This window comes from Allopusillimonas soli (assembly GCF_004153445.1).
Taxonomy (GTDB): Bacteria; Pseudomonadota; Gammaproteobacteria; order Burkholderiales; family Burkholderiaceae_B; genus Allopusillimonas; species Allopusillimonas soli.
Window position 1 is genome coordinate 694,933 of record NZ_SDQC01000001.1, and the last position, 20,463, is coordinate 715,395.

Consider the following 20,463-nt stretch of genomic DNA (forward strand, 5'->3'; position numbering starts at 1 on the left):
CCCGATGATGCGCTTTACCATCAAGCGGCTGCTCCAGGCCATACCCACCTTGCTGGCCATGTTGACGGCGGTATTTATACTGGTGCGCCTGGTACCCGGCGACCCGGCCGCGGTCATGCTTGGAGACCAGGCCAGCGCCCAGGCGCTGGAAGCGCTGCGGCAGCAGCTGGGCCTGGACCTTCCCGTCTATCAACAATATCTCCATTTCATGGGCGAGGTATTGTCCGGAAATCTGGGCACCGCAATGTCCACGGGCCGGCCCGTGCTGCAGGAGGTTGCAGCGGTTCTGCCATGGACACTGCAGCTTACGGCCTGTGCAATCCTCATCGGCACCCTGCTTGGAATGCCGCTGGGTATATGGGCCGCACTGCGCCGCAACGCGTGGCCCGACTATCTGGGCCGTCTGCTCTCACTGACCGGATTGTCTTTCCCCGCATTTGTCTCCGCAATTCTCATGTTGCTGGCATTTGCCATACAACTGGGCTGGTTTCCGGTCGTCAGCAAGGTGACCGCCTCCGGCTGGAAAGACCAGCTCTCCAATCTGGCGCTGCCTGCATTCAACCTTGGCCTGATCATGATGGCCTATGTCATGCGCGTGACACGTTCCTCGATGCTGGGCGTGATGGGAGAGGATTACGTTCGTACCGCACGCGCCAAAGGGGTGCGCCCATTGCGGCTGATCCTCCGGCACGGCTTGCGCAACGCGCTGATTCCCATTGTGACCGTTGTCGGTCTGTATTTCGGAACACTGATCGGCAATTCCGTTCTGACCGAAATTGTCTTCAACCGCCCGGGACTCGGCAAGCTGATCCTGGGCGCGCTCAACGTGCGCGACTACACCCTGCTCCAGGGACTGATGATCGTGTTTGCGTTTTGCGTGATTCTCGTCAACCTCATGACCGATCTGGTCTATGGTCTTGTCGACCCTAGGGTAAAGTACAAATGAGTTCCATTGCCACCACCCCGCCATCGCCGGCGCAGCGCTCCAACGCGCTTTGGGCAGCGCTGAGCCGAAACCGCCTCTCCTGGATAGGGATAGGCTTGCTGGCCGCCATAGTCCTGACTGCAATATTCGCGCCCTGGATCGCTCCGCACGATCCATTGAAGCAGCATATTATTTCGCGCCTGGAACCGCCATCCGCCGAATTCCTGCTGGGCACAGACAGCTATGGGCGCGATGTGCTTTCACGCATGATCTACGGATCCCGCGTATCGCTGATGGTAGGCTTCGTGGCCATCCTCATCGCTATGACCATAGGCTCATCGCTTGGCGTGCTGGCGGGCTATCTAGGCGGCATATTTGACCGTTTGGTCATGGGGCTTGTCGATGTCCTGCTGTCCTTTCCGACGTTGGTATTGGGTCTGATGGTGGCTGCCATGCTGGGCGCCAGCTTGGAGAACCTGATCATCGCCATCGCCATTACCGAAATTGCGCCCTTCGTACGCGTGGCGCGAGCCCCCACCATCGCGCTTCGCCATCGAGATTTCATAGAGGCCGGCCGAGCGCTCGGCTATGGGCCCTTGCGTTTGATGGGTGTGCATATTGTGCCCAATATGATCTCGGATGTGGTCGTCCTCGGCTCCTTATGGATGGCATCCGCCATACGTACCGAAGCGTCGTTGAGCTTCATCGGGCTTGGGGTGCCGCCTCCCACCGCCACCTGGGGCAGCATGATCAGAGAAGGGTTCGAGCACATACTGGATGCCTGGTGGCTGACGGTGTTCCCCAGCCTGGCCATTCTGCTCACTGTGCTCGCGCTGAATCTCCTTGGCGACGCGCTACGCGACGCCATCGATCCCAAGCTACGTTCGGAGTAACCATGGCAACAGAAAACCCGACGCTTGAACTGCGGAACCTGCGCACTGAATTTCGTATCGGCGGCAGCTGGCATGCGGCCGTGCGCGGCGTATCGCTGTCTGTGGCGCGAGACGAAACGCTGGCCGTCGTCGGCGAATCAGGCAGTGGGAAAAGCGTGACAGCGCTGTCCATCCTGCGGCTGCTGCCATCTTCCGGCGCACGCCATGGCGGAGGATCCATCTTTTTGGAAGGCAAGGATCTGGCGGCACTGCCGGAAAAAAAGATGGCGTCCGTTCGCGGCAATGAGATCGCCATGATTTTTCAAGAGCCGATGACTTCTCTGAACCCCACCATGACCATAGGCGATCAGATTGCCGAAGCCATCCGGCAGCACAGGCGACTGAGCTGGACGAAGGCGCGTGCCGTCGCGCTGGAAGTTCTGGAAGAAGTGAAGATACCTGGCGCGGCCAAGCGGTTTCACGACTATCCACACCAGTTCTCCGGCGGGATGCGGCAACGCGTGATGATTGCAATGGCGCTTGCCTGCCGGCCCAAGGTGCTGCTGGCCGATGAGCCGACGACAGCGCTCGACGTCACAATACAGGCGCAGATTCTCACCCTGCTTGACGAGCTGAAGCGGGCCTATGGAATGTCCGTTGTCTTTATCACCCATAATCTGGGCGTCGTGGCGCAAATCGCTGATCGCGTAGCGGTCATGTATGGCGGTGAGATCGTCGAATTGGCCGATGCGGCGGCGCTCTTTGCCCGCCCCACGCATCCTTATACCGAGGCACTGCTTCGCGCCATGCCACGTGTGGACACAAGCGCCACCTCCCTGGCGCCCATACCCGGCAGTGTTCCGGCCATCACCGACATGCCCACGGGCTGTACCTTTGCGGCCCGCTGCCCGCTCAAGGAGAAGATCTGTGAAGCCGAGCATCCGCAACTCGTGCCATTGGGGAATGGCGAACACCGGGTGCGCTGCTTTGTGCGGGCGCGCGAATCAGGAGAACAGCCATGAACCCACTGCTGCAGGTCAAGCATCTTGTCAAACGGTTTGAAAGCGGTGGCGGCCTGCTCGGCGGCCCGAAACAAGTTGTCCGTGCCGTCAACGATGTGTCCTTCGATGTGGCGCGCGGACAGTCTCTTGGTCTCGTGGGAGAGTCAGGCTGTGGAAAATCGACGGTTGCGCGCACGCTGTTGCGCCTGGTCGAGCCCGACGAGGGCGCCATCCTATTCGACGGCATCGCGCTGCAGGACGCCAACGCCGCCCAGATGCGTAAACTGCGCCAACGTATTCAAATCGTATTTCAGGACCCCTTTGCCTCGCTAAACCCGCGTCTGACCATCCGCCAGGCCCTATCCGAGCCCCTGCGCGTACATGGGCTGGGCAGCGCGGCGCAGATCGATGCACGCATCCGGCGCATACTAGACGAGGTGGGCCTTCCACAGACCGCCCTGGATCGCTATCCCCATGAGTTCTCGGGCGGCCAGCGGCAACGGGTGGGTATCGCACGTGCCCTGGTGCTGGATCCCGAGCTTATCGTCGCCGACGAGCCGGTCTCGGCGCTGGACGTGTCCGTACAAGCCCAGATACTGCAGTTGCTCGAACGCCTGAAGAAGGAGCGTGGACTCTCTTTTGTCTTCGTATCGCACGACCTGGGCGTGATCCGGCATTTTTGCGATGAGGTTTGTGTCATGTATCTGGGACGCATCGTGGAACGCGGCGCAACGGAACAGGTGCTGGATGCGCCGCTGCATCCGTACAGCCGGGTCTTGCGGGACTCCTCCCCGGTACCTGATCCCACCGCTCGCATCACGCTGAACAGAATTACCGGTGAAATACCGTCTCCTACAAACCTGCCGTCTGGCTGCACCTACCATCCACGCTGTGCGCGGGCACAGGCAAACTGCCAAGCGAACGTGCCCGAGCTGCGGGAGCTATCCGACGGGCGCAGTGCGGCGTGCTTCTATCCATTGGTGGAGCAGTAAGTTCCCTATCAAGGGAAAAGGCTGGATCGACTATGCATCGAACAATTCCTGCAAGCCTGCGCTCATCGACGCTTCGTCCTGTAGCGCAAGCATCAGGAGAATTCTTGCTTTCCAGGCGGAAAGATCATTACAAAGCACAGCTCCCGCATCCAGCAGTAGCTGGGAAGAACCCGGGAAGCCATAACCAGCACGGGTTCCACCTTGAGGTATCCGCGTAGCAATGACGACAGGCACGCCACGCTCCAGCGTACGCAGAACAGCTTCATACATCGCAGCATTGACATGCCCCGATGCCACCCCTTGCACGACGAGACCCTGTATGCCCATTTCCAGTGCGGCATCAATCAACCTGCCCGTCGCGCCGACGAACATCGATACGATTTCCACGACCGGAAGCTGGTGTGTACGTAAAGGTACGTGGAGACGACGAAGCGGTGCCCTGTGAAACGTCACGCGATCATTCACGATATTTCCCAGATAGCCCCACTCTCCAGACTGAAAAGTCTGCACATTGACCGTGTGCGTCTTTGTCGCTTCACGGGCAGCATTGATTTGATCATTCAACGCAACCAGAACACCTTTTCCCTCTGACTTAGAATCCTGGCAAATTTTGATCGCGTTGAGCAGATTTGATGGACCATCGAAATCTCTGGATGAAGCATTACGTTGTGCTCCCGTCACAACAATGGGTTTTTGCGTATTGATCGTCAGATCGAGAAACCAGGCAGTCTCCTCCAACGTACTGGTTCCGTGAGTAATCACCACACCGTAGACATCCTCACGATCAACCAAGGTCTGTATCACATCGTGCAATGCACACCAATGCTGCGGCATGATGTGGGGCGATGCAACACGCACCACATCATGTACCTCAACTTCAGTTTCACCCACAATGCCGGCCAGTGACGCCAGCAGCTCATCACCTGTCAGAACAGGCATAGCCAGACCTGTCGCGGGATCTATTTTTGAAATTATCGTGCCGCCAGTGGTAACCAGCGCGCAACGCGAAGCCGGCATATAGCCTCCTTAATCCAGAGAAATATTTGCCTTCCTAGCCACAACGCCCCATTTTTCTATTTCCGCGTTGACATAGGCCTTGAACGCTTCCGGCGTCCCTCCAACTGGCTCCGCCCCCAGTGATTTCAGACGCTGCCTGACATCTGGCATAGCAAGAATACTATTCACTTCCTTGTTGAGCTTGTCGATGATGGGCTTCGGCGTACCCGAGGGCGCAGCCAAGCCGTTCCAGGAAACCACATCGAAATCCGGCAAGCCAGCTTCAGCCATAGTTGGCACATCGGGTAAATCTGCAAGACGATGTGGACTGGCCACGGCAATCGGCCGCAGCTTGCCAGCCTGCATATGCGGTAAAGCGCCGAGCGAAGTCATGAAGCCCAACGATACATTCCCAGCCAGAACGTCATTCAGGGCCGGTGTTGCACCCTTGTATGGTACGTGCAACATGTCAATGCCGGCACGCAGCTTTAGCATTTCGCCTGCCAGATGAGGTGAGCCACCCACCCCAGACGAGGCAAAACTGAGTTTTCCTGGCTCCGACTTGGCAAGGGCAATCAACTCCTTCAAATTGTGGGCCGGCACAGCTGGGTTTACCACCAACACGCTCGGAGAGGCCATGAACTGCACAATAGGCTCAAGATCCTTACGCGAGTCATAATGGAGATTCTTGTAAATAGACATGTTTGTGGCATTGGCGATCGTCTCCACAAGCAGCGTATATCCATCAGGCTGAGCCCTCACGACTTGATCGGTGGCGATGTTGGAGCCTGCTCCCGCTTTATTCTCGACAATGACCGGCTGGTGCAATGCCTGGCCTAGCTTGTCTGCAACCAAACGCGCAATAATGTCGGTGGCCCCACCGGGGGGGTAGCCCACCACCATGGTAATGGGTTTGGATGGATAGCTGGCAGCGGTATTGTCCGCATCAGCTGCCGTAGCAGAACCGGCAGGCAGAATCACACCGATAGCCAGGCAAGTAGCAAGCGCACAGGCCAGTTTCAGGGCAGCAACGTTCATGTCTTCTCCATTCTTCTCGTATACAGGTCAAAATTGAATAGGCAAGAAGAAGGTACCGGATGCGCTGCTAAACAAAAAGTGATAGTTTTTTATTCACTACATCAAAAAAATTGTTGGCTGGCATTAGGACTCATAACATCTTCTGACCACGGTGGTCAAAGCGTCCCTTAGAGCCGCTACTTGACGGTTTTCCCCTTCTCCACGCCGCGTAACCAAAGCGAAGCGCAGTTTCGGCGCGTGCGGCACATGCATTACTCTGACCGGATACACCAACAAAATCCCCGGCTCGACAATTTGCACCATGGAAACACCCAGCCCCGCGCTGACTGTCGCGGCAATCGCTCGTACGCCATCCAGTTCTATGGTTCCGCGATCCGATTGAATGTACCGATTGATGTAGCGAGCCGCCAAGCGACCCGTAACGGATTTTCGATCGTAGCGTATCCAATCATACTTGCTGAAGAGCGCCTTTAGCGATGTTTCGGATTCACTTTGCGGCACAATGACAACAAGCTCACGTTGGAATAGGGGATACCAACTCAATCGGGAAGAGCCGCCTGATTCGGGCTGAGCCACCACGGCCGCATCCGACAAGCCTGCCTTGACGGCCTCAATCAGCGCGGCGCTTTTTCCTCTTCCCGGCAGCAGACGGAGTCGAGGGTAACGCTCCGCCAGGGTCCGCATCACACCTGGGATCAAGATGGGTTGCAAAGATTCAATGACACCGAAACGAATAGTGCCCTCCACCACAATCGTCGTGCGATTGCGCAAAGACTCGAGTCTCCGAAGCGACGGCTGCATGGTATCGGACACTTCATACGCAAGCGGCAATGGTTTGATGTTCAATCCTGAGCGATCGAACAACTGTTGGCCCATGTAAGTCTCAATCTGCTTCATTTGCATGCTGACCGCACTGGGAGTGATATTGCCCTCCTGCGCTGCGGCGGCCATGGTGCCCAGGCGCAACACCGCATCCAACGTGGCAAATGCCTCTATCTTCATAAAAAAGCCTTAACTGGCGTTCAACGAAACTTCGATATTAATTGATTAACTACTAATTTATCCTTGCCTTCACGAATCTGGCTTTCAACCTCAACAGGAACATGAAGATGGACAAACCTACTCGCCCACAGGCGTGGCTCTCAAGTGATCTAACTGAACACCAAGACTGGATTCATCGTCTCGACAATCAGGCGATTGAAGGAATTGAACAGGCGTTGGCGCACGCTAAGGCAAGCGGCAAACCCATGCTCGCCATGGCGCAAGAGGATTTTCCCTTGAACGAGGCCGCCAGCTTTGCATTGCGCCGCGCCTTCGATGCAACACAAGAACGTTGGGGGCTGTGCTTGGTAAAAGGTTTTCCCGTCGAACGCTGGACTGTAGATGACGCCCGACTCGTGTTCTGGGGAATAGGGCTCCATGTCGGTCTGGCTCGCACCCAAAACACGATGAGTGACATCATGACAGACGTCCGGGATATCGGCGCGTCATATAAAACAAAGAATGGGCGCGGCTACAACACAAACGCCGGACTCGATTTCCATATGGACTCTGGCGACGTGGTGGCATTGCTCACCCTGCAGACAGCCAAATCAGGCGGAGAAAGCAAGATCACCAGCTCTATTGCATTGCGCGACGAGGTGGCTCTCCGTCGCCCCGATCTGATCGAAACGCTGCAGGAGCCCTTTTATCATAGTTATCAAGGAACCCAGGACCCATCTCAACCTCCCTATTATCAATGCCCGATTCTCGGCAATCATCCCGAGTATTTCGCCCTGCGCGCAAATCGTAAGAACACTGTCGCTGCACAACGAGATTTTTCGGAGATACCTAGACTGACGCCTAAACAACTGGAGGCTCTCGATTTACTGGAGGAAATCCTGCCACATCCCAAATTCTGCTACTCGATGTGGCTCGAACGAGGGGACATGCAACTGCTGAACAACTACGTTCATCTGCATTCCCGTACTAGCTTCGAAGATTACGAAGATCCTTCAAGAAAGAGACACCTTCTGCGCCTATGGCTTGCCTTGCCTGGCTCTCAACCTCTGCCTCAAAACTGGGAAGAGTATTACGGTGATGTTCGAGCGGGATCCGTACGCGGTGGCGTTCGCGGGCAAGGCATTACTCAGACGTTTCTGGAATATGAGACGCGACAAGCAGCGCGGCTTGGTATGCCGCATAAACTAAAGAAGCCTGAATCGTCTCTCGTGTGATCGAGAATGCCGCGGCGGGTGACATCACATCGTCCAAAGAAGACGCAGCACGCCTCGATGCGGCTTGCCCCCGCGGCCACTAACCCGGCTACCGGCCCATGATCTGACTCACAACGGAAAGACGGGTCAATGCAGCGGCGTTCCGCCTTCATCGTTCGCCCGGAACAGCTTTCTATAGGCAGACGGCGACGTGCAGAATGCCGCGCGAAAATGCTGCCTTAGCGACAATGCCGACCCAAAGCCCGCTTGATGAGCCAGCAGTTCAATGGATACGTCGCTGCTTTCCAGCATGTGCTGCGCGTGGGCCAGCCGCTGATTCAACAGCCACTGCTTGAACGACATGCCTGTTGCCTGACGGAAATGACGCGTGAAGTTGCGCCGGCTCATGGCGGCGCGCCGTGCAAGTGCATCGATGCCGTGCGCCTGGGCCAGATTGCCGCTCACCCATGACAATACGTCGGCTACACGGCTTTCGCCGGCGGACACCGGCAAAGGGCGCTCGATAAACTGAGCCTGGCCGCCTTGCCGATGCGGCGCAATGACGCACTGGCGGGCAATCCGATTTGCGACATCGGCACCGCAAATGCGTCGCACCAGGTGGAGGCTGCAGTCCAGGCCAGCCGCCACGCCCGCTGAGGTGAGAACATTTCCCTCATCCACATACAATACATCGCTATCGACGTTCACATGGGGATAGCGCTCGGCCAGGATATCCGCAAACGCCCAATGCGTGGTGGCCACCCGGCTATCCAGCAAGCCCGCCTGGGCCAAGGGAAACGCGCCGAGGCACAGCCCGAGAATGATCGCGCCGCGCTGGCTTGCCTTTTGAAGCGCCCTGATCAGCGGCTCGGGCGCATCCCGGCAGTCGTCATACCAGCTCGGCATGACAACAATGCCAGCGCCGTCCATTCCGGATAAATCGTGATGAACCGCGATGTCGAAACCCGAGGCGGTTGACAACATGCCCTGCTCCTGGGCGCACACCTTCACGTCGAAAGCCGGGCCATGCGTACCGGTATGCCTCGATCCAAATATCAGGCAAGGCACGGAAAGATGAAAGGAGGTGATGCCGTCGAAAGCAATGACTGCGACCCTGAATGGGTCAGCGATAGCTGTGCGTGATCTCATAATGGCCCAATTTTATCTAATATATATCTTTGGGCCAATGTTTATTTGGCTTGATCGCGGGGACAATACATCTCATCAGTTGGCGCACGGCGGCAGGCGGTCCATGCAGCTGTTTTCATCCGCCCGATCCGACATGCGCCGCTGACCCTCAACCATTCATTCCCGGAGAGAAAAAATGTCCGTTTCACCTCGCCGCGCACTGGCTGTCATCGATGTACAAAATGAATATGTCACAGGCAATCTGCTGATCGAATATCCGCCCGTTGAATCGTCACTGGCCAATATCGGCCGTGCGATGGATGCCGCCAAGGCAGCAGGCATTCCCGTTATCGTCATCCAGCATGACTCCCCGCCCGATGCGCCCTTGTTCGCGCATGGATCGGCGTATTGGGAACTGCACCCTGTTGTCGCAGACCGCTCGGCGGATCACCGTATCAATAAAAGGAAAGCCAGCATATTCACAGGCACCGACCTGTCCCCATGGCTCGAAGACCACAACATCGATACGCTCACCATCGTGGGCTACATGACGCACAACTGCGACGCCTCCTCGATCAACCACGCACACCACAATGGATTGGCTGTTGAGTTCCTGAGCGATGCAACGGGATCCCTTCCCTACAGGAATGCGGCGGGCGAAGCCAGCGCAGAGGAAATCCACCGTGTTTTCAGCACCGTGTTTCACTCGAATTTCGCCGCCGTTGCCACAACCGATGCGTGGATTGATGCGGTTGCCGACGGGAAAGACCTCCCCATCGACAATGTACATCTGTCGCACCAGCGCGCCTTGGAAACGGTCTCTGCCTGATCTTGTTCGCGCACAGCCGTGGCGGGCTCACACCCGCTACGGCTAGCCGCCGAAGGCAAGCACAATGCGCTCCATCAGCAAGCGCACACGCCGGGGCTGCACCGCGCTGTCGGGATAGACGATCTGCAGCGAAGAGCCCTTCGCTGAGTAATCGCCCAGCAGTTCGACCAACGCGCCCGAAGCCAGGTCGTCCTGAACATCATGAATGGACTTCAGCGCAATGCCATGCCCCGCCAGGCACCACTGGCGTATCAAACTGCCGTCGTTGGCAATTCGACGTCCATGCACCATCACGCGCAGCGTCTTTCCATCTACCAGAAACGGCCAATCCGCATCCAAATGCTGTCCGAACCGCATCAGCAGGCAGTCGTGCGACGCCAGATCATGCGGGTGCGCCGGCGCGCCGTGCAACGCAATGTAGGCTGCCGCCGCACAGGCGACACGCCGATTAGCACCGAGCGAGCGGCTGCGCAGTCTGCTGTCGGCCAGCATGCCGCGCCTGATTGCGAAATCCAGTCCCTGGCCCACCATATCAACATAGCCATCGGCCAGATTGAGCTCGACGCTGGCCTGTGGATGCTCCGCCAGAAATGCATCGACGATGGGAACAAGATAGCGCCTGCCAAGATCCACCGGTGCGCTCAGGCGTACAGGCCCCGATATGGTCTCGGTGCCCAGGCGAATGCGGCTTTCTATTTCCTGTGCTTCTGCGAGCAAACGCCGAGCGCCTGATACGAGCACTCTTCCTTCTTCGGTCAGACTGATGGCGCGTGTGCTTCTCACGATTAAGGTTGCGCCGTAATGCTTTTCGAGCGCGGCCAGCCGCTCGGAAACGGTGGCGGGCGAGAGGCCGAAATCACGGCCGGCGACCGCCAACCCTCCTTTTTCGACGATGCGCAGAAACAGCGCCAAATGGTCCATGCCTATCATGATTATTCGATTTATGCGAATTCATATTATTGAATATTACCTATTCTACATTTAAACCAAAAAAACTATGTTGGCGATCAGGCATCAAAGGCGCGGCGGACCCGCCGCATTCTTCTCTCAAACTCCAATCAGGACTACACCATGGAATATCGCCATCTTGGAAAATCGGGCTTGAAGGTGCCCGTGCTGGCTTTCGGCGCGGGTACATTCGGCGGCACAGGCCCACTGTTCGGCGCCTGGGGCACCACCAATGCCCAGCAAGCGCGCCGTCTTGTCGACATCTGCCTGGAGCATGGCGTCAATCTGTTTGATACCGCAGATGTCTATTCGGATGGCGCATCAGAACAGGTGCTCGGCGAGGCGATCAAGCGCCGGCGCAGCCAGGTTCTTGTATCCACCAAGACCGGTTTGCCCATAGGCGATGGGCCCAATGACGCCGGAACCTCCCGAGGCCGCCTGACATGCGCAGTGGACAAGGCGCTGGGCCGGCTGGCCACCGACTATATCGACATCCTGCAATTGCATGCTTTTGACGCACACACGCCCGTGGAGGAAACCCTCTCCGCGCTCGATGCGCTGGTGCGCGCGGGCAAGGTCCGTTACGTTGGCGTTTCCAACTTCGCCAGCTGGCAGATCATGAAATCCTTGGCCGTAGCCGACAGACATGGATGGCCGCGCTACGTTGCCCACCAGGTCTATTACTCCCTGCTCGGGCGCGATTATGAGTGGGACCTGATGCCGCTGGGCCAGGACCAGGGCCTGGGCGCACTGGTGTGGAGCCCGCTTGGGTGGGGCCGCCTGACCGGCAAGATACGGCGCGGGTCCCCTATTCCCGAAGAAAGCCGCCTGCATGAAACGGCCCGTTTCGGCCCGCCGATAGACGACGCGCATCTCTACCGGATCGTGGATGCCCTGGACGAGATAGCCCAAGAGACCGGTAAAAGCGTGCCTCAGATCGCCATCAATTGGCTGCTGCAGCGGCCCACCGTATCGTCGGTCATCCTGGGCGCCCGCAATGAAATGCAATTGACACAGAACCTTGGCGCCGTTGGATGGTCTCTAACTGATGAGCAGATCGCCAAGCTGGATAAGGCAAGCCTTGTAACCGCGCCCTACCCGCATTTTCCATATCGGCGCCAGGAAGGTTTTGCACGACTCAACCCTCCCCTGACCTGACCTGCGGCGGGCAGCCGTGGGTGGCGTTGGTGCTTCAATGTGTATAGGATGCAGTCCCAGAACCTCCTACAACCAAAAAGAACAACGACGCAACCCATGGATTGGAACAACGCTTTACTCGACAGCGCACTATGGCTGGCCAAGGCCTATGTCATTACCCTCGCCATGGCAGCCCTGGCCATAGCAGGCCTAGCACGCTACAGCAGCTGGGGACAGCAATTCTGGCGGCTTTCAGCCGCCTATTTCTCGCCCCGACGCGACTGGCGGCCCCTGGCCACACTTGCCTTCATTCTTTTCCTTACGCTGGGCGCGGTACGGCTGCAGGTTCTATTCTCGGATTGGTACAACACCATGTACACAGCCCTGCAAAAGCTGGACGGCAAGGGATTCTGGATGGCCATGGCGCTGTTCGGCATTCTGGCCACCGTACATGTCGTGCGTTCCCTCGTCGACTTCTACGTGCAGCAGGCGCTCACGATACGATGGCGGGTATGGCTGAACGAGCAGTTGCTCTCGCGTTGGCTCGACAACAAATCCTACTATCGAACCCAGTATCTCGATACGGCTGTCGACAATCCCGATCAGCGCATTCAGCAGGATGTCGCCGATTTCGTGACCGGATCGCTCACTTTGTCCATAGGCGTGATCAACGCTGTGGTTTCCACCTTCGCCTTCACCGTCATACTCTGGACACTGTCCGGTCCACTGTCGGTTGCAGGCTGGGAGGTTCCGCGCGGCATGGTATTTCTGGTCTTCATCTACGTCGTGATCGCCACTGTGATGGCGGTTCGGATAGGACGCCCACTCATCCCGCTCAACTTCCTGAATGAGCGCTTCAACGCAAGCTATCGTTACGCGCTCGTGCGCCTGCGCGAATACTCGGAAAGCATCGCATTCTACGCAGGGGAAGCCGTGGAGGGCGCCCTGCTGCGCAGCCGGTTCGCGCAGGTCATAGCCAATGCATGGCAGATTGTTTACCGGTCGTTGAAATTCCTGGGTTTCAACTTCATCGTCACGCAGGCAGCAGTGGTATTTCCATTCATTATTCAGGCTCCTCGATTCTTTTCCAAGCAGATCAGCCTGGGAGATCTCATGCAAACGGCGCAAGCGTTCGGGCAGTTACAAGACAATCTCTCATTTTTCCGCAATGCCTATGATCAGTTTGCCACCTACCGCGCCACGCTAAATCGTCTCAGCGGATTCTCTCGCGGGATCGACGATGCTGCGCAGTTGCACGAGCCGGATATCAGAAACCAGGGAGACTGTCTGGCGCTGCAGGCGCTAACCGTTGCCACACCCGACGGACGCCCGCTCGTGCGGCAATTGAATCTCGAGGTTCGCCCCGATGCGCCGCTCCTGATACGGGGCCCATCCGGCGCAGGGAAGACAACCTTGCTGCGTGCCATTGCCGGCCTGTGGCCCTACTGCGAAGGCACCATATTGCGTCCACTCGGCGACACGCTATTCCTCAGCCAGAAGCCTTATCTGCCTCAAGGCAGCCTTCGCGGCGCCCTGTATTATCCACGCCCCCTTCCCAACCTTCCCCACCACGCGGCGCAAGAAGCGGCCGCGCGCGACGTGCTTGCTCAGGTACAGTTGGGCCATCTGGCAGAACGCCTGGACGATGAGGATGACTGGAGTCGAATACTCTCGCTCGGCGAACAACAGCGCCTGGCGTTCGGGCGGCTTCTGTTGCTCAAGCCCCGGGCCGCCCTGCTCGATGAGGCGACCTCCGCAATGGATGAAGGGCTGGAGGACGCCATGTACCGCCTGGTGCATAGCCAACTGCCGGGCACGATACTGCTCAGCGTTGGCCACCGCAGTACGCTGCTGCGCCACCATGCGAATCAGCTGCTCGTTGCGGGAGACGGCACAGGTGGCTGGCAAATGCTGCCCGCGTCCGCTCCATATCCTCCAGCGGCGTCCGGAACATGGGAACCGCTACCTGATACCTAACCGCTTGCGCAGTCGTGGATATATCCGCAATGCGTTTTCTCCCATGACTTTGTCGCGATCTGCGGGTGGAAGCCATTGCACGGCATCAATATAGCGTTTGGTGTCGTCGTAACTGAATCCTGTACGGGGATCGACGCCTTTCACGGCACCTACGATTTCCGAGGCAAAGAGGATATTATCGACAGGAATTACCCGCAGCAGCAACTCAATGCCCGGCTGATGATATACGCAGGTGTCGAAGAAGACATTCTGCAGCAAGGTCTCCAGTTGCGGGCGGCCCATGTCCTGGGCCAGGCCACGGTATCGACCCCAGTGATACGGCACGGCGCCCCCCCCATGCGGGATCACAAACTTCAACGTGGGAAAGTCTCTGAACAGGTCGGACTGCACCAACTGCATGAAAGCCGTCGTGTCGCCATTGATGTAGTGTGCCCCTGTAAAGTGAAAGTTGGGATTGCAGGAGCAACTGGTATGAATCATGGCGGGCACATCAAGTTCCACCATTTTTTCATACAGCGGGTACCAGTGACGGTCAGTGATGGGAGGATCCCGCCAGTAACCGTCAGTGGGATCAGGGTTGAGATTGCATCCCACAAAGCCCAACTCCTCCACGCATCGCGCAAGTTCCGAGACGCAGTTTGCCGGACCGACGCCGGGTGACTGCGGCAACTGGCACACACCTGCGAAGCGATCCGGATACAACGACACAGCTCTGTAAACCAGGTCATTGCAATGACGAGCCCATGCTTCGCTTACGGCGGTGTCACCCACATGATGTGCCATCCCTCCCGCCCGTGGGGAAAACAACGTCAGGTCCACGCCGCGCTCACGCTGGATACGCAGTTGGTTTTCCTCAAGGGAATCGCGGATCTCATCATCGCTGACAGCGACTCCCGGGTCCATGAGCCGTGCCGCAGGATTTGCCAGCTGTTCAAGCTGCCAGTTTCTGAAAGCCGCCAGTCCCGCAGGCGCCGTCGTGTAGTGACCGTGACAGTCAATAATCATGCTTCATCCGGTTCGGCAGAGTATCGAATTCAAACTGTATTGCAATGCACGGCATCAGCTTCATCTGTCAGCCTCCCACATTATTGTGGGCTTATGCCGGCTGTCTTGACTACCGTTGCCCATGTGGCTACCTGATCACGATAGAATTTCTCAAAATCCTGTGGGCTGCCGCCTACGGTGGTGACCGCCATTTGATCGAGCTTCTCCTTTACTTGTGGATCTTGCAGCGCAGTGTTGATGCACTTGTTTAGCACGTTCACGACCTCGTCCTGCGTTCCCGCAGGCACAGCAAAGCCCCACCAAACTCGTGCCTGGAGGCCGTCATAGCCCAGCTCCTGCGCTGTGGGCACATCAGGAAGCTGCGGCAGGCGTTGCGGGCTGTCAACAACAAGCGCCCGCAGCTTCTTCGCCTGGACTTGGGGCACGGCTTCGAGTGGATTAAGAAACATAAGTGACACCCGCCCCGTCACCAGATCCAACTTGGCGGGCGAACCGCCCTTGTATGGCACATGCATAAGCTTCGTACCAGTCTTGATCTGAAGCAGTTCCGTCGCCAGATGCGGGGCGCTACCCACCCCTGATGTGGCAAAGGAAATCGTGCCCGGCTTGGATTTGGCCTCCGAGATCAGTTGATTGAAGGATTTAAATGGAGAGTCATACGCAACCACAAGAATCAGCGGCGCATAACCCAGATAGGCTACGCGTTTCAGGTCATCCACTTCATTGAAGCTTCGGTTGGTGTAAAGCGACGGATTGGTGGCCATGCCATTTGCTGCGATCAGTAACGTATAGCCATCGGCAGGCGCTCTTACCACCGCCTCGGTGCCTATATTGCCATTGGCGCCAGCCTTGTTCTCCACAATCACCGATTGGCCAGTCTGTTTGCTTATGCTATCTGCAAACAGCCGTCCCAGGGTGTCCACGGCCCCGCCTGGCGGAAAGGGCACAACCAGTGTGAGAGGCTTGTCTGGATACGCGGAATGCGCAGGCGCTGCAACACCCGCCATCAGGGGAATCGCCAACGCGACCGATGCAAGCATGTGGCCCAGTCTTGGTTTCATGGCTGTGTCTCCTTTGTTTTGTTGTAGTGAGCATCATCCCGGTATGCCGGTATTTGCCGGGGATGAAAAGGATAGTAGCGCCGTGAGAGTACCGCTAGTACCGACATTTCCGCCTAGCTGATATTCCTTAAAAACATAGCTTGGAGATAGTCAGTGGGCGCTTCCACCTCACAACCATCAAGTCAATGCGATGAAGATTTTTTCAGAAGCATTTCACTCAACAACTCAGCCGTGCGATGCACCAGCGTTGTCAATGGCCGTTCCGCCGAGGTTGCCATAGCCAGTACGCTGCTCAGGCCCGGTTCTACAATGCGATGCATCTGCAGGTTGGACTGAACGGTGCTGATTACGACCGGATGCCGGGTCGCGATCGCATAACCGAGCCCCTGCGCCACAAGATTGACGATTGTGGCCACAGCATCAACCTCAAGCGCTATCCGAGGCTTGAGGCCCATATTGGCTAGCTGCGTCTCAATCATCATCCGCAAAGTGTGCGGGCGACAAGGGATGATTAGCGGCAAATCCGCAATCTTGCGCAAGGGTATGGAGGCACCCATCGCTGGCTGGTTCCGCTTTCGGCACCCAAGCACCAACAGCTCATCGTTCCGTATTGGACGAATATCCAGGCTCGGTGACGGCACCGGATCATGCAGCAAGGCGATATCGACACGGCCAGACAACAACCACTCGTATAGGTGTATGGTCAGTCCTTCTGTAATACACAGGTCAGCCTTGGGATAACGCTGGCGAAAGGCCTGGACAAATGGGACGCTAATCGCCCGGCCAACGGCATAAGGAAAACCAACGGTGACTCGTCCCACCGGACTGCCGCGGGCATCCTCAACGTCGTGGCGTGCGTGCTCAAACTGCATCTGGATGGTACGACCATGAGCAAGCAAACGTTTGCCAGCCTCTGTCAGGCTTACACCCCTGCCGTTGCGGTAAAAGAGCGTCTGCCTTATTTCCACTTCCAGTCTGCGCACTTGCCTACTGAGTGCAGGCTGTCCGACACCCAGAACGCGGGCAGCTTGTGTAAAGCTGCCGAGTTCAGCCACATAGATGAAATACTCCAGCTGTCGTAGATCCATTCCAGACCAATTCTGATTCGCGCTTGGCGGCTTATGGCCCAGTATATCCTTGAGCGCCTCCGCAGCCTCTCAATATGACGCGGCGCATCTATCTCCTCGACAGCTGTCTGAAATGACTGCCTTTCCCAAGGAAAGGCCAAGCGCTAGCGTTGGGAAATGCCTGTCTCCTGAATAATGCGCTGGTATTTCGCCATTTCATCCTGGATGAAGCCGGCAAAGTCCTCGCCTTGCAAGGGCGTGGGCGTAAGGCCTTTTGCTTCCAGCTCCTCAATGAAACTCTTGCTGGCCAGGATGCCCATGACATCCGTGCCGATTTTTTGAGCGATCGGATCGGGAAGCTGGCCCGGCCCGAATACGCCAAACCAGTTTGTGAGCTGCAGATCGGGCACACCCAGTTCAACAGCCGTCGGGACATCGGGAAGCAACTTCTCGCGCTTGTCGCCAGCAACCAGAATCGGCCAAATCTTCCCAGCACGGATATTGCCCAACAAAGGCGGCGTAGTGGCAAAGAAAAGATCTATCTGCCCGCCAACAAGATCCTGCACCGCCAGCGAAGTTCCGCGATAAGGGATATGCTGCAAAGGCAAACCGGTCAGGCGCTTGAGCACCTCGCCAGCCATGTGCTGCTGCCCGCCAACACCGGGCGATCCGTATGCAATCGCCGTCTCCTTGCCCTTCAGCGCAAGCAGTGCCTTCCAGTTTCTGGCCGGCAACTTCGGGCCGCTAGCGAGCACCAGCGGCGCCGAGGCGACAAGCGCGATAGGCGTCAGATCATGGATGGGATCGTAGCGCATCTCCTTGAACACAAGCTTGTTGATCGAAACTTCAGGCGTGTATCCAAGCAATAGCGTATAGCCGTCGGGTGCGGCACGGACGACTGAGTCCGCGGCAATCATGCCGCTTGCACCAGCCTTGTTTTCGACAACCACAGTCTGTTTCCATTGATCGCTCAAGGATTTGGCCAGCAGGCGGGCAATGATGTCCGTGGAGCCACCTGGAGCATATCCCACAAGCAATGTGACGGGCCGGTCGGGATAAGCCGCTTGAGCAGGCACTGCCGCACAGAACACGACCGCAGCAATGGCAAGCATGATGATTCGTGATGACATGGGTTTGTCTCCTTATTGGCATCGATGCCTATTTGAGGGTGATCAATACAACATGCAGTAATCCATCAGCTTCAGCCTCCTCGAGCACCGAAGCCGCATTCGTATACTGGCCGCTTGCCAGATCAAGGACAGCGGCTCCTGATGGCAGGTGTTCAAGCTGTCGAAAACCTGCGGCCGTTGCGCAGACCAGCCTGAAGGATTGGTTACCCGCCTTGAACTCGAGGCTTTCGGCCGTGGCCTTGTCCACGTCCGTCAGCTGACAGTCTCCCAGCCCCGACAGCAGCGCGTTGAGGCAGCAATATGCGCGCGCCATCGGGCGGGGATTGAAATGCCGGTCTATGAAGGCATGGCGAGGGAAATAACCGCGATCCACATCCATGAATGTGTCGTATATATATCGAATGCCGGAGCTTGCTCGCGACAGCACGATAGTCTGCGCAACACTGGCCACATTGGCAGCGTCGTCGGCCCGTTCCTTCGCCAAGCTTGGGCCAGCCAGCTTCAGCGATGCCAGGATCTCGCATCCCGTACGCTCATGAAAAGCGCGCATCTCGCGATACGCATACAGAAGATCCTGATCGGGTGTAATCCTTACCGTTACACCGTCTATTTCCCCGGCCTGTCTGGATGCCGACATGGTCTGCGCGACGCCATCCAGATCCTCCAGGCTGAAACCGGCCTTTATGACATGATTGAAATGCTGCCCGTCATACTGGTCGGGATCATGGCTCAGAATGGGCGAGTAAAAAATCTGGACCCCGTCTGTTTCTCTTCGCGTTTTCAACGCATGGCGATGCATCTCGAACTGGGCCGATGGAAAATTGACTTCATAGGCTGCCACGCCCGCTCGCGACAGCTCGTCCACGGACTGGGCGCCTCGCGGCAGCCCCAGCGTCGTAACGACATATCTGTGTCCCATCCGGGCCATCAGCTGCATGCGTGTGCGGGATTCCTGTTCCTCAAGATCAAGCACGGGAACTTTTGAAAGCTTCACCCCCATTTCCCAAAGAGCCAGCAGCGGATAGTCGTTCCGCGCCCATTTCCGGCCGAACTCCTGCACGCCGCCCGTCGCTGTTATCTGCATGCTTTCTGCCCAGGGATGGCGCAGCTCGACACCCATGTTATCGAGCATGGAAGTCTTCGGATGTGTGAGGAACTGATCAACGGGCGCGAAGGCTTCCGAATCCCCGGACACCTGGCGGCCCAAGGTCCGTACCGAATGAGCCACATGTCCGTCGGCATATACATCGACGATGAAATAGCCGAACTTCTCCGCATCGCCACGGCCAAACTCCACATCCGGCGCAGTGCGGTAGAACTCGGTGAAGTCATGACGCAAAAATGCGGTAGACGGCAACATATAAAACTCGCCCTCGCCCACCCGGTCGTACCAGAAATTATGGACATGCCCCGCAAATGTGGCTTCCACTTGTGGCCGGCGCATAAGATCAAGCAGCCAGTCTCGGCCAGGCTGGTCAATATTGTCGTAATTGCCGCGCTCATCTTCTGAATAAATATATGGCGGGTAATGCATGAACAGGAAAATCCGGCGATCGCCTGCGGAAGACAGCTGCTCCTCCAGCCATTCACGCTGCCGGACCTCCTCGTCCAGGCCGGAATTGATCAGCAGTGAATTGACGAGCACCAAGCGCAGCGGGCCCTCGTCAAAAGCATAGTAATCACGCCCAAACGCCTTGCGATACGTATCCAGGTAGGCATCGCACACTTGATCCGCCGGCATTCCCTGCACGCGTTTGTCGCCGACATCGTGATTGCCGGGCACCAAGTGAATCGGCACCTTGACCGAACTGGAAATGGACCTGAAGTTCTCCACCGCTTGCATGAAACTTGGAAGGGATGGCACCGGGTGCACGATATCGCCCAGATGGACGACAAACCTGGGAGCAGGGCTCATAGCTGCGATGTCCTGAAACACGTAGCGAGCGCGGGCGTTGGCGAGCGCATTGGTTTGATACGGAGAGCTGGAGAGGCTTTCATCCTCATTGATATGCGTGTCGGCAACCACGACGAAACTGAAAACCGGCGATCTGGATGACGATACAAGCGACATTCTTGGCCTCCGAGCCCTTAATTCCATTTATTTGAATTGATACCCATTAATTAGAATTAATTATCGAATCCGCGCGGTAAGATGTCAACTC

General features: G+C 57.2%; 18 protein-coding genes. 8 read left to right on the forward strand and 10 right to left on the reverse strand.

The genetic code is table 11. The features are described from left to right. Positions 1-4: 4 nt before the first annotated feature. The 4 genes from ERD78_RS03240 to ERD78_RS03255 are packed head-to-tail and all read left to right on the forward strand — an operon-like array spanning position 5 to position 3,790. Positions 5-946, forward strand: coding sequence for an ABC transporter permease (locus ERD78_RS03240; protein WP_129967813.1), 942 nt, complete (start codon positions 5-7; stop codon positions 944-946). Further along, a complete protein-coding gene (locus ERD78_RS03245) occupies positions 943-1,818 on the forward strand; it encodes an ABC transporter permease (protein WP_129967814.1) in 876 nt (291 codons plus the stop codon). The genes ERD78_RS03240 and ERD78_RS03245 overlap by 4 nt, the downstream gene beginning before the upstream one ends. Positions 1,819-1,820: 2 nt before the next feature. Continuing rightward, a complete protein-coding gene (locus ERD78_RS03250) occupies positions 1,821-2,819 on the forward strand; it encodes an ABC transporter ATP-binding protein (protein ID WP_129967815.1) in 999 nt (332 codons plus the stop codon). After that, positions 2,816-3,790 (forward strand): ABC transporter ATP-binding protein, encoded by a 975-nt coding sequence (locus tag ERD78_RS03255; RefSeq protein WP_129967816.1) that lies wholly within the window; start codon positions 2,816-2,818, stop codon positions 3,788-3,790. Before ERD78_RS03250 ends, ERD78_RS03255 begins: the two co-directional genes overlap by 4 nt. Before the next feature lie 30 nt (positions 3,791-3,820). On the opposite strand, the gene ERD78_RS03260 is transcribed toward ERD78_RS03255, so the two are convergent. The 3 genes from ERD78_RS03260 to ERD78_RS03270 form a co-directional block, all read right to left on the reverse strand. After that, positions 3,821-4,807: an asparaginase gene (locus tag ERD78_RS03260; protein WP_129967817.1), complete on the reverse strand. Its 987-nt coding sequence runs from the start codon at positions 4,805-4,807 to the stop codon at positions 3,821-3,823. A 9-nt stretch (positions 4,808-4,816) separates the two neighbouring features. Then, positions 4,817-5,824: a tripartite tricarboxylate transporter substrate binding protein gene (locus ERD78_RS03265; protein ID WP_129967818.1), complete on the reverse strand. Its 1,008-nt coding sequence runs from the start codon at positions 5,822-5,824 to the stop codon at positions 4,817-4,819. Positions 5,825-5,947: 123 nt separating this feature from the next. Beyond that, entirely contained in the window at positions 5,948-6,826 is an 879-nt protein-coding gene (locus ERD78_RS03270) for a LysR family transcriptional regulator (protein ID WP_129967819.1), read from the reverse strand. A 107-nt stretch (positions 6,827-6,933) separates the two neighbouring features. On the opposite strand from ERD78_RS03270, the gene ERD78_RS03275 reads away from it, so the two are divergent. Next, complete coding sequence (locus ERD78_RS03275; protein ID WP_129967820.1) at positions 6,934-8,040, forward strand: TauD/TfdA family dioxygenase; 1,107 nt, start codon at positions 6,934-6,936, stop codon at positions 8,038-8,040. Positions 8,041-8,166: 126 nt separating this feature from the next. On the opposite strand, the gene ERD78_RS03280 is transcribed toward ERD78_RS03275, so the two are convergent. Further along, entirely contained in the window at positions 8,167-9,168 is a 1,002-nt protein-coding gene (locus ERD78_RS03280) for a GlxA family transcriptional regulator (protein WP_129967821.1), read from the reverse strand. Positions 9,169-9,343: 175 nt separating this feature from the next. On the opposite strand from ERD78_RS03280, the gene ERD78_RS03285 reads away from it, so the two are divergent. Next, on the forward strand, positions 9,344-9,976 hold the full coding sequence (locus ERD78_RS03285; protein ID WP_129967822.1) for a cysteine hydrolase family protein: 633 nt from the start codon (positions 9,344-9,346) through the stop codon (positions 9,974-9,976). A gap of 42 nt (positions 9,977-10,018) precedes the next feature. On the opposite strand, the gene ERD78_RS03290 is transcribed toward ERD78_RS03285, so the two are convergent. After that, positions 10,019-10,903 (reverse strand): LysR family transcriptional regulator, encoded by an 885-nt coding sequence (locus ERD78_RS03290; RefSeq protein ID WP_129968319.1) that lies wholly within the window; start codon positions 10,901-10,903, stop codon positions 10,019-10,021. Between the two features lie 144 nt (positions 10,904-11,047). Between ERD78_RS03290 and ERD78_RS03295 the strand changes: the two genes are divergently transcribed. After that, on the forward strand, positions 11,048-12,082 hold the full coding sequence (locus ERD78_RS03295) for an aldo/keto reductase (RefSeq protein ID WP_129967823.1): 1,035 nt from the start codon (positions 11,048-11,050) through the stop codon (positions 12,080-12,082). Between the two features lie 96 nt (positions 12,083-12,178). After that, complete coding sequence (locus tag ERD78_RS03300; RefSeq protein ID WP_129967824.1) at positions 12,179-14,038, forward strand: ABC transporter ATP-binding protein/permease; 1,860 nt, start codon at positions 12,179-12,181, stop codon at positions 14,036-14,038. Here the strand turns inward: ERD78_RS03300 and ERD78_RS03305 are convergent. From ERD78_RS03305 to ERD78_RS03325, 5 genes are all read right to left on the reverse strand, one after another. Continuing rightward, positions 14,024-15,043: an amidohydrolase family protein gene (locus ERD78_RS03305; RefSeq protein ID WP_129967825.1), complete on the reverse strand. Its 1,020-nt coding sequence runs from the start codon at positions 15,041-15,043 to the stop codon at positions 14,024-14,026. The genes ERD78_RS03300 and ERD78_RS03305 overlap by 15 nt on opposite strands. Positions 15,044-15,123: 80 nt before the next feature. Continuing rightward, on the reverse strand, positions 15,124-16,104 hold the full coding sequence (locus tag ERD78_RS03310) for a Bug family tripartite tricarboxylate transporter substrate binding protein (protein WP_129967826.1): 981 nt from the start codon (positions 16,102-16,104) through the stop codon (positions 15,124-15,126). Positions 16,105-16,286: 182 nt separating this feature from the next. Then, complete coding sequence (locus tag ERD78_RS03315) at positions 16,287-17,192, reverse strand: LysR family transcriptional regulator (RefSeq protein WP_129967827.1); 906 nt, start codon at positions 17,190-17,192, stop codon at positions 16,287-16,289. A gap of 143 nt (positions 17,193-17,335) precedes the next feature. Continuing rightward, positions 17,336-18,301, reverse strand: a complete 966-nt coding sequence (locus tag ERD78_RS03320) for a Bug family tripartite tricarboxylate transporter substrate binding protein (protein WP_129967828.1) — start codon at positions 18,299-18,301, stop codon at positions 17,336-17,338. 28 nt (positions 18,302-18,329) lie between these two features. Further along, entirely contained in the window at positions 18,330-20,372 is a 2,043-nt protein-coding gene (locus tag ERD78_RS03325; RefSeq protein ID WP_129967829.1) for a metallophosphoesterase family protein, read from the reverse strand. Between the last annotated feature and the right edge of the window lie 91 nt (positions 20,373-20,463).

What these genes read in the sequence shown, in the direction of transcription:
- ERD78_RS03300 (WP_129967824.1), top strand. Translation starts at nt 12,179, where the DNA reads ATGGATTGGAACAACGCTTTACTCGACAGCGCACTATGGCTGGCCAAG.
- ERD78_RS03250 (WP_129967815.1), top strand. Translation starts at nt 1,821, where the DNA reads ATGGCAACAGAAAACCCGACGCTTGAACTGCGGAACCTGCGCACTGAA.
- ERD78_RS03295 (WP_129967823.1), top strand. Translation starts at nt 11,048, where the DNA reads ATGGAATATCGCCATCTTGGAAAATCGGGCTTGAAGGTGCCCGTGCTG.
- ERD78_RS03315 (WP_129967827.1), bottom strand. Translation starts at nt 17,192, where the DNA reads ATGGATCTACGACAGCTGGAGTATTTCATCTATGTGGCTGAACTCGGC.
- ERD78_RS03245 (WP_129967814.1), top strand. Translation starts at nt 943, where the DNA reads ATGAGTTCCATTGCCACCACCCCGCCATCGCCGGCGCAGCGCTCCAAC.
- ERD78_RS03270 (WP_129967819.1), bottom strand. Translation starts at nt 6,826, where the DNA reads ATGAAGATAGAGGCATTTGCCACGTTGGATGCGGTGTTGCGCCTGGGC.
- ERD78_RS03320 (WP_129967828.1), bottom strand. Translation starts at nt 18,301, where the DNA reads ATGTCATCACGAATCATCATGCTTGCCATTGCTGCGGTCGTGTTCTGT.
- ERD78_RS03265 (WP_129967818.1), bottom strand. Translation starts at nt 5,824, where the DNA reads ATGAACGTTGCTGCCCTGAAACTGGCCTGTGCGCTTGCTACTTGCCTG.
- ERD78_RS03305 (WP_129967825.1), bottom strand. Translation starts at nt 15,043, where the DNA reads ATGATTATTGACTGTCACGGTCACTACACGACGGCGCCTGCGGGACTG.
- ERD78_RS03240 (WP_129967813.1), top strand. Translation starts at nt 5, where the DNA reads ATGATGCGCTTTACCATCAAGCGGCTGCTCCAGGCCATACCCACCTTG.
- ERD78_RS03325 (WP_129967829.1), bottom strand. Translation starts at nt 20,372, where the DNA reads ATGTCGCTTGTATCGTCATCCAGATCGCCGGTTTTCAGTTTCGTCGTG.
- ERD78_RS03255 (WP_129967816.1), top strand. Translation starts at nt 2,816, where the DNA reads ATGAACCCACTGCTGCAGGTCAAGCATCTTGTCAAACGGTTTGAAAGC.
- ERD78_RS03275 (WP_129967820.1), top strand. Translation starts at nt 6,934, where the DNA reads ATGGACAAACCTACTCGCCCACAGGCGTGGCTCTCAAGTGATCTAACT.
- ERD78_RS03310 (WP_129967826.1), bottom strand. Translation starts at nt 16,104, where the DNA reads ATGAAACCAAGACTGGGCCACATGCTTGCATCGGTCGCGTTGGCGATT.
- ERD78_RS03285 (WP_129967822.1), top strand. Translation starts at nt 9,344, where the DNA reads ATGTCCGTTTCACCTCGCCGCGCACTGGCTGTCATCGATGTACAAAAT.
- ERD78_RS03280 (WP_129967821.1), bottom strand. Translation starts at nt 9,168, where the DNA reads ATGAGATCACGCACAGCTATCGCTGACCCATTCAGGGTCGCAGTCATT.
- ERD78_RS03260 (WP_129967817.1), bottom strand. Translation starts at nt 4,807, where the DNA reads ATGCCGGCTTCGCGTTGCGCGCTGGTTACCACTGGCGGCACGATAATT.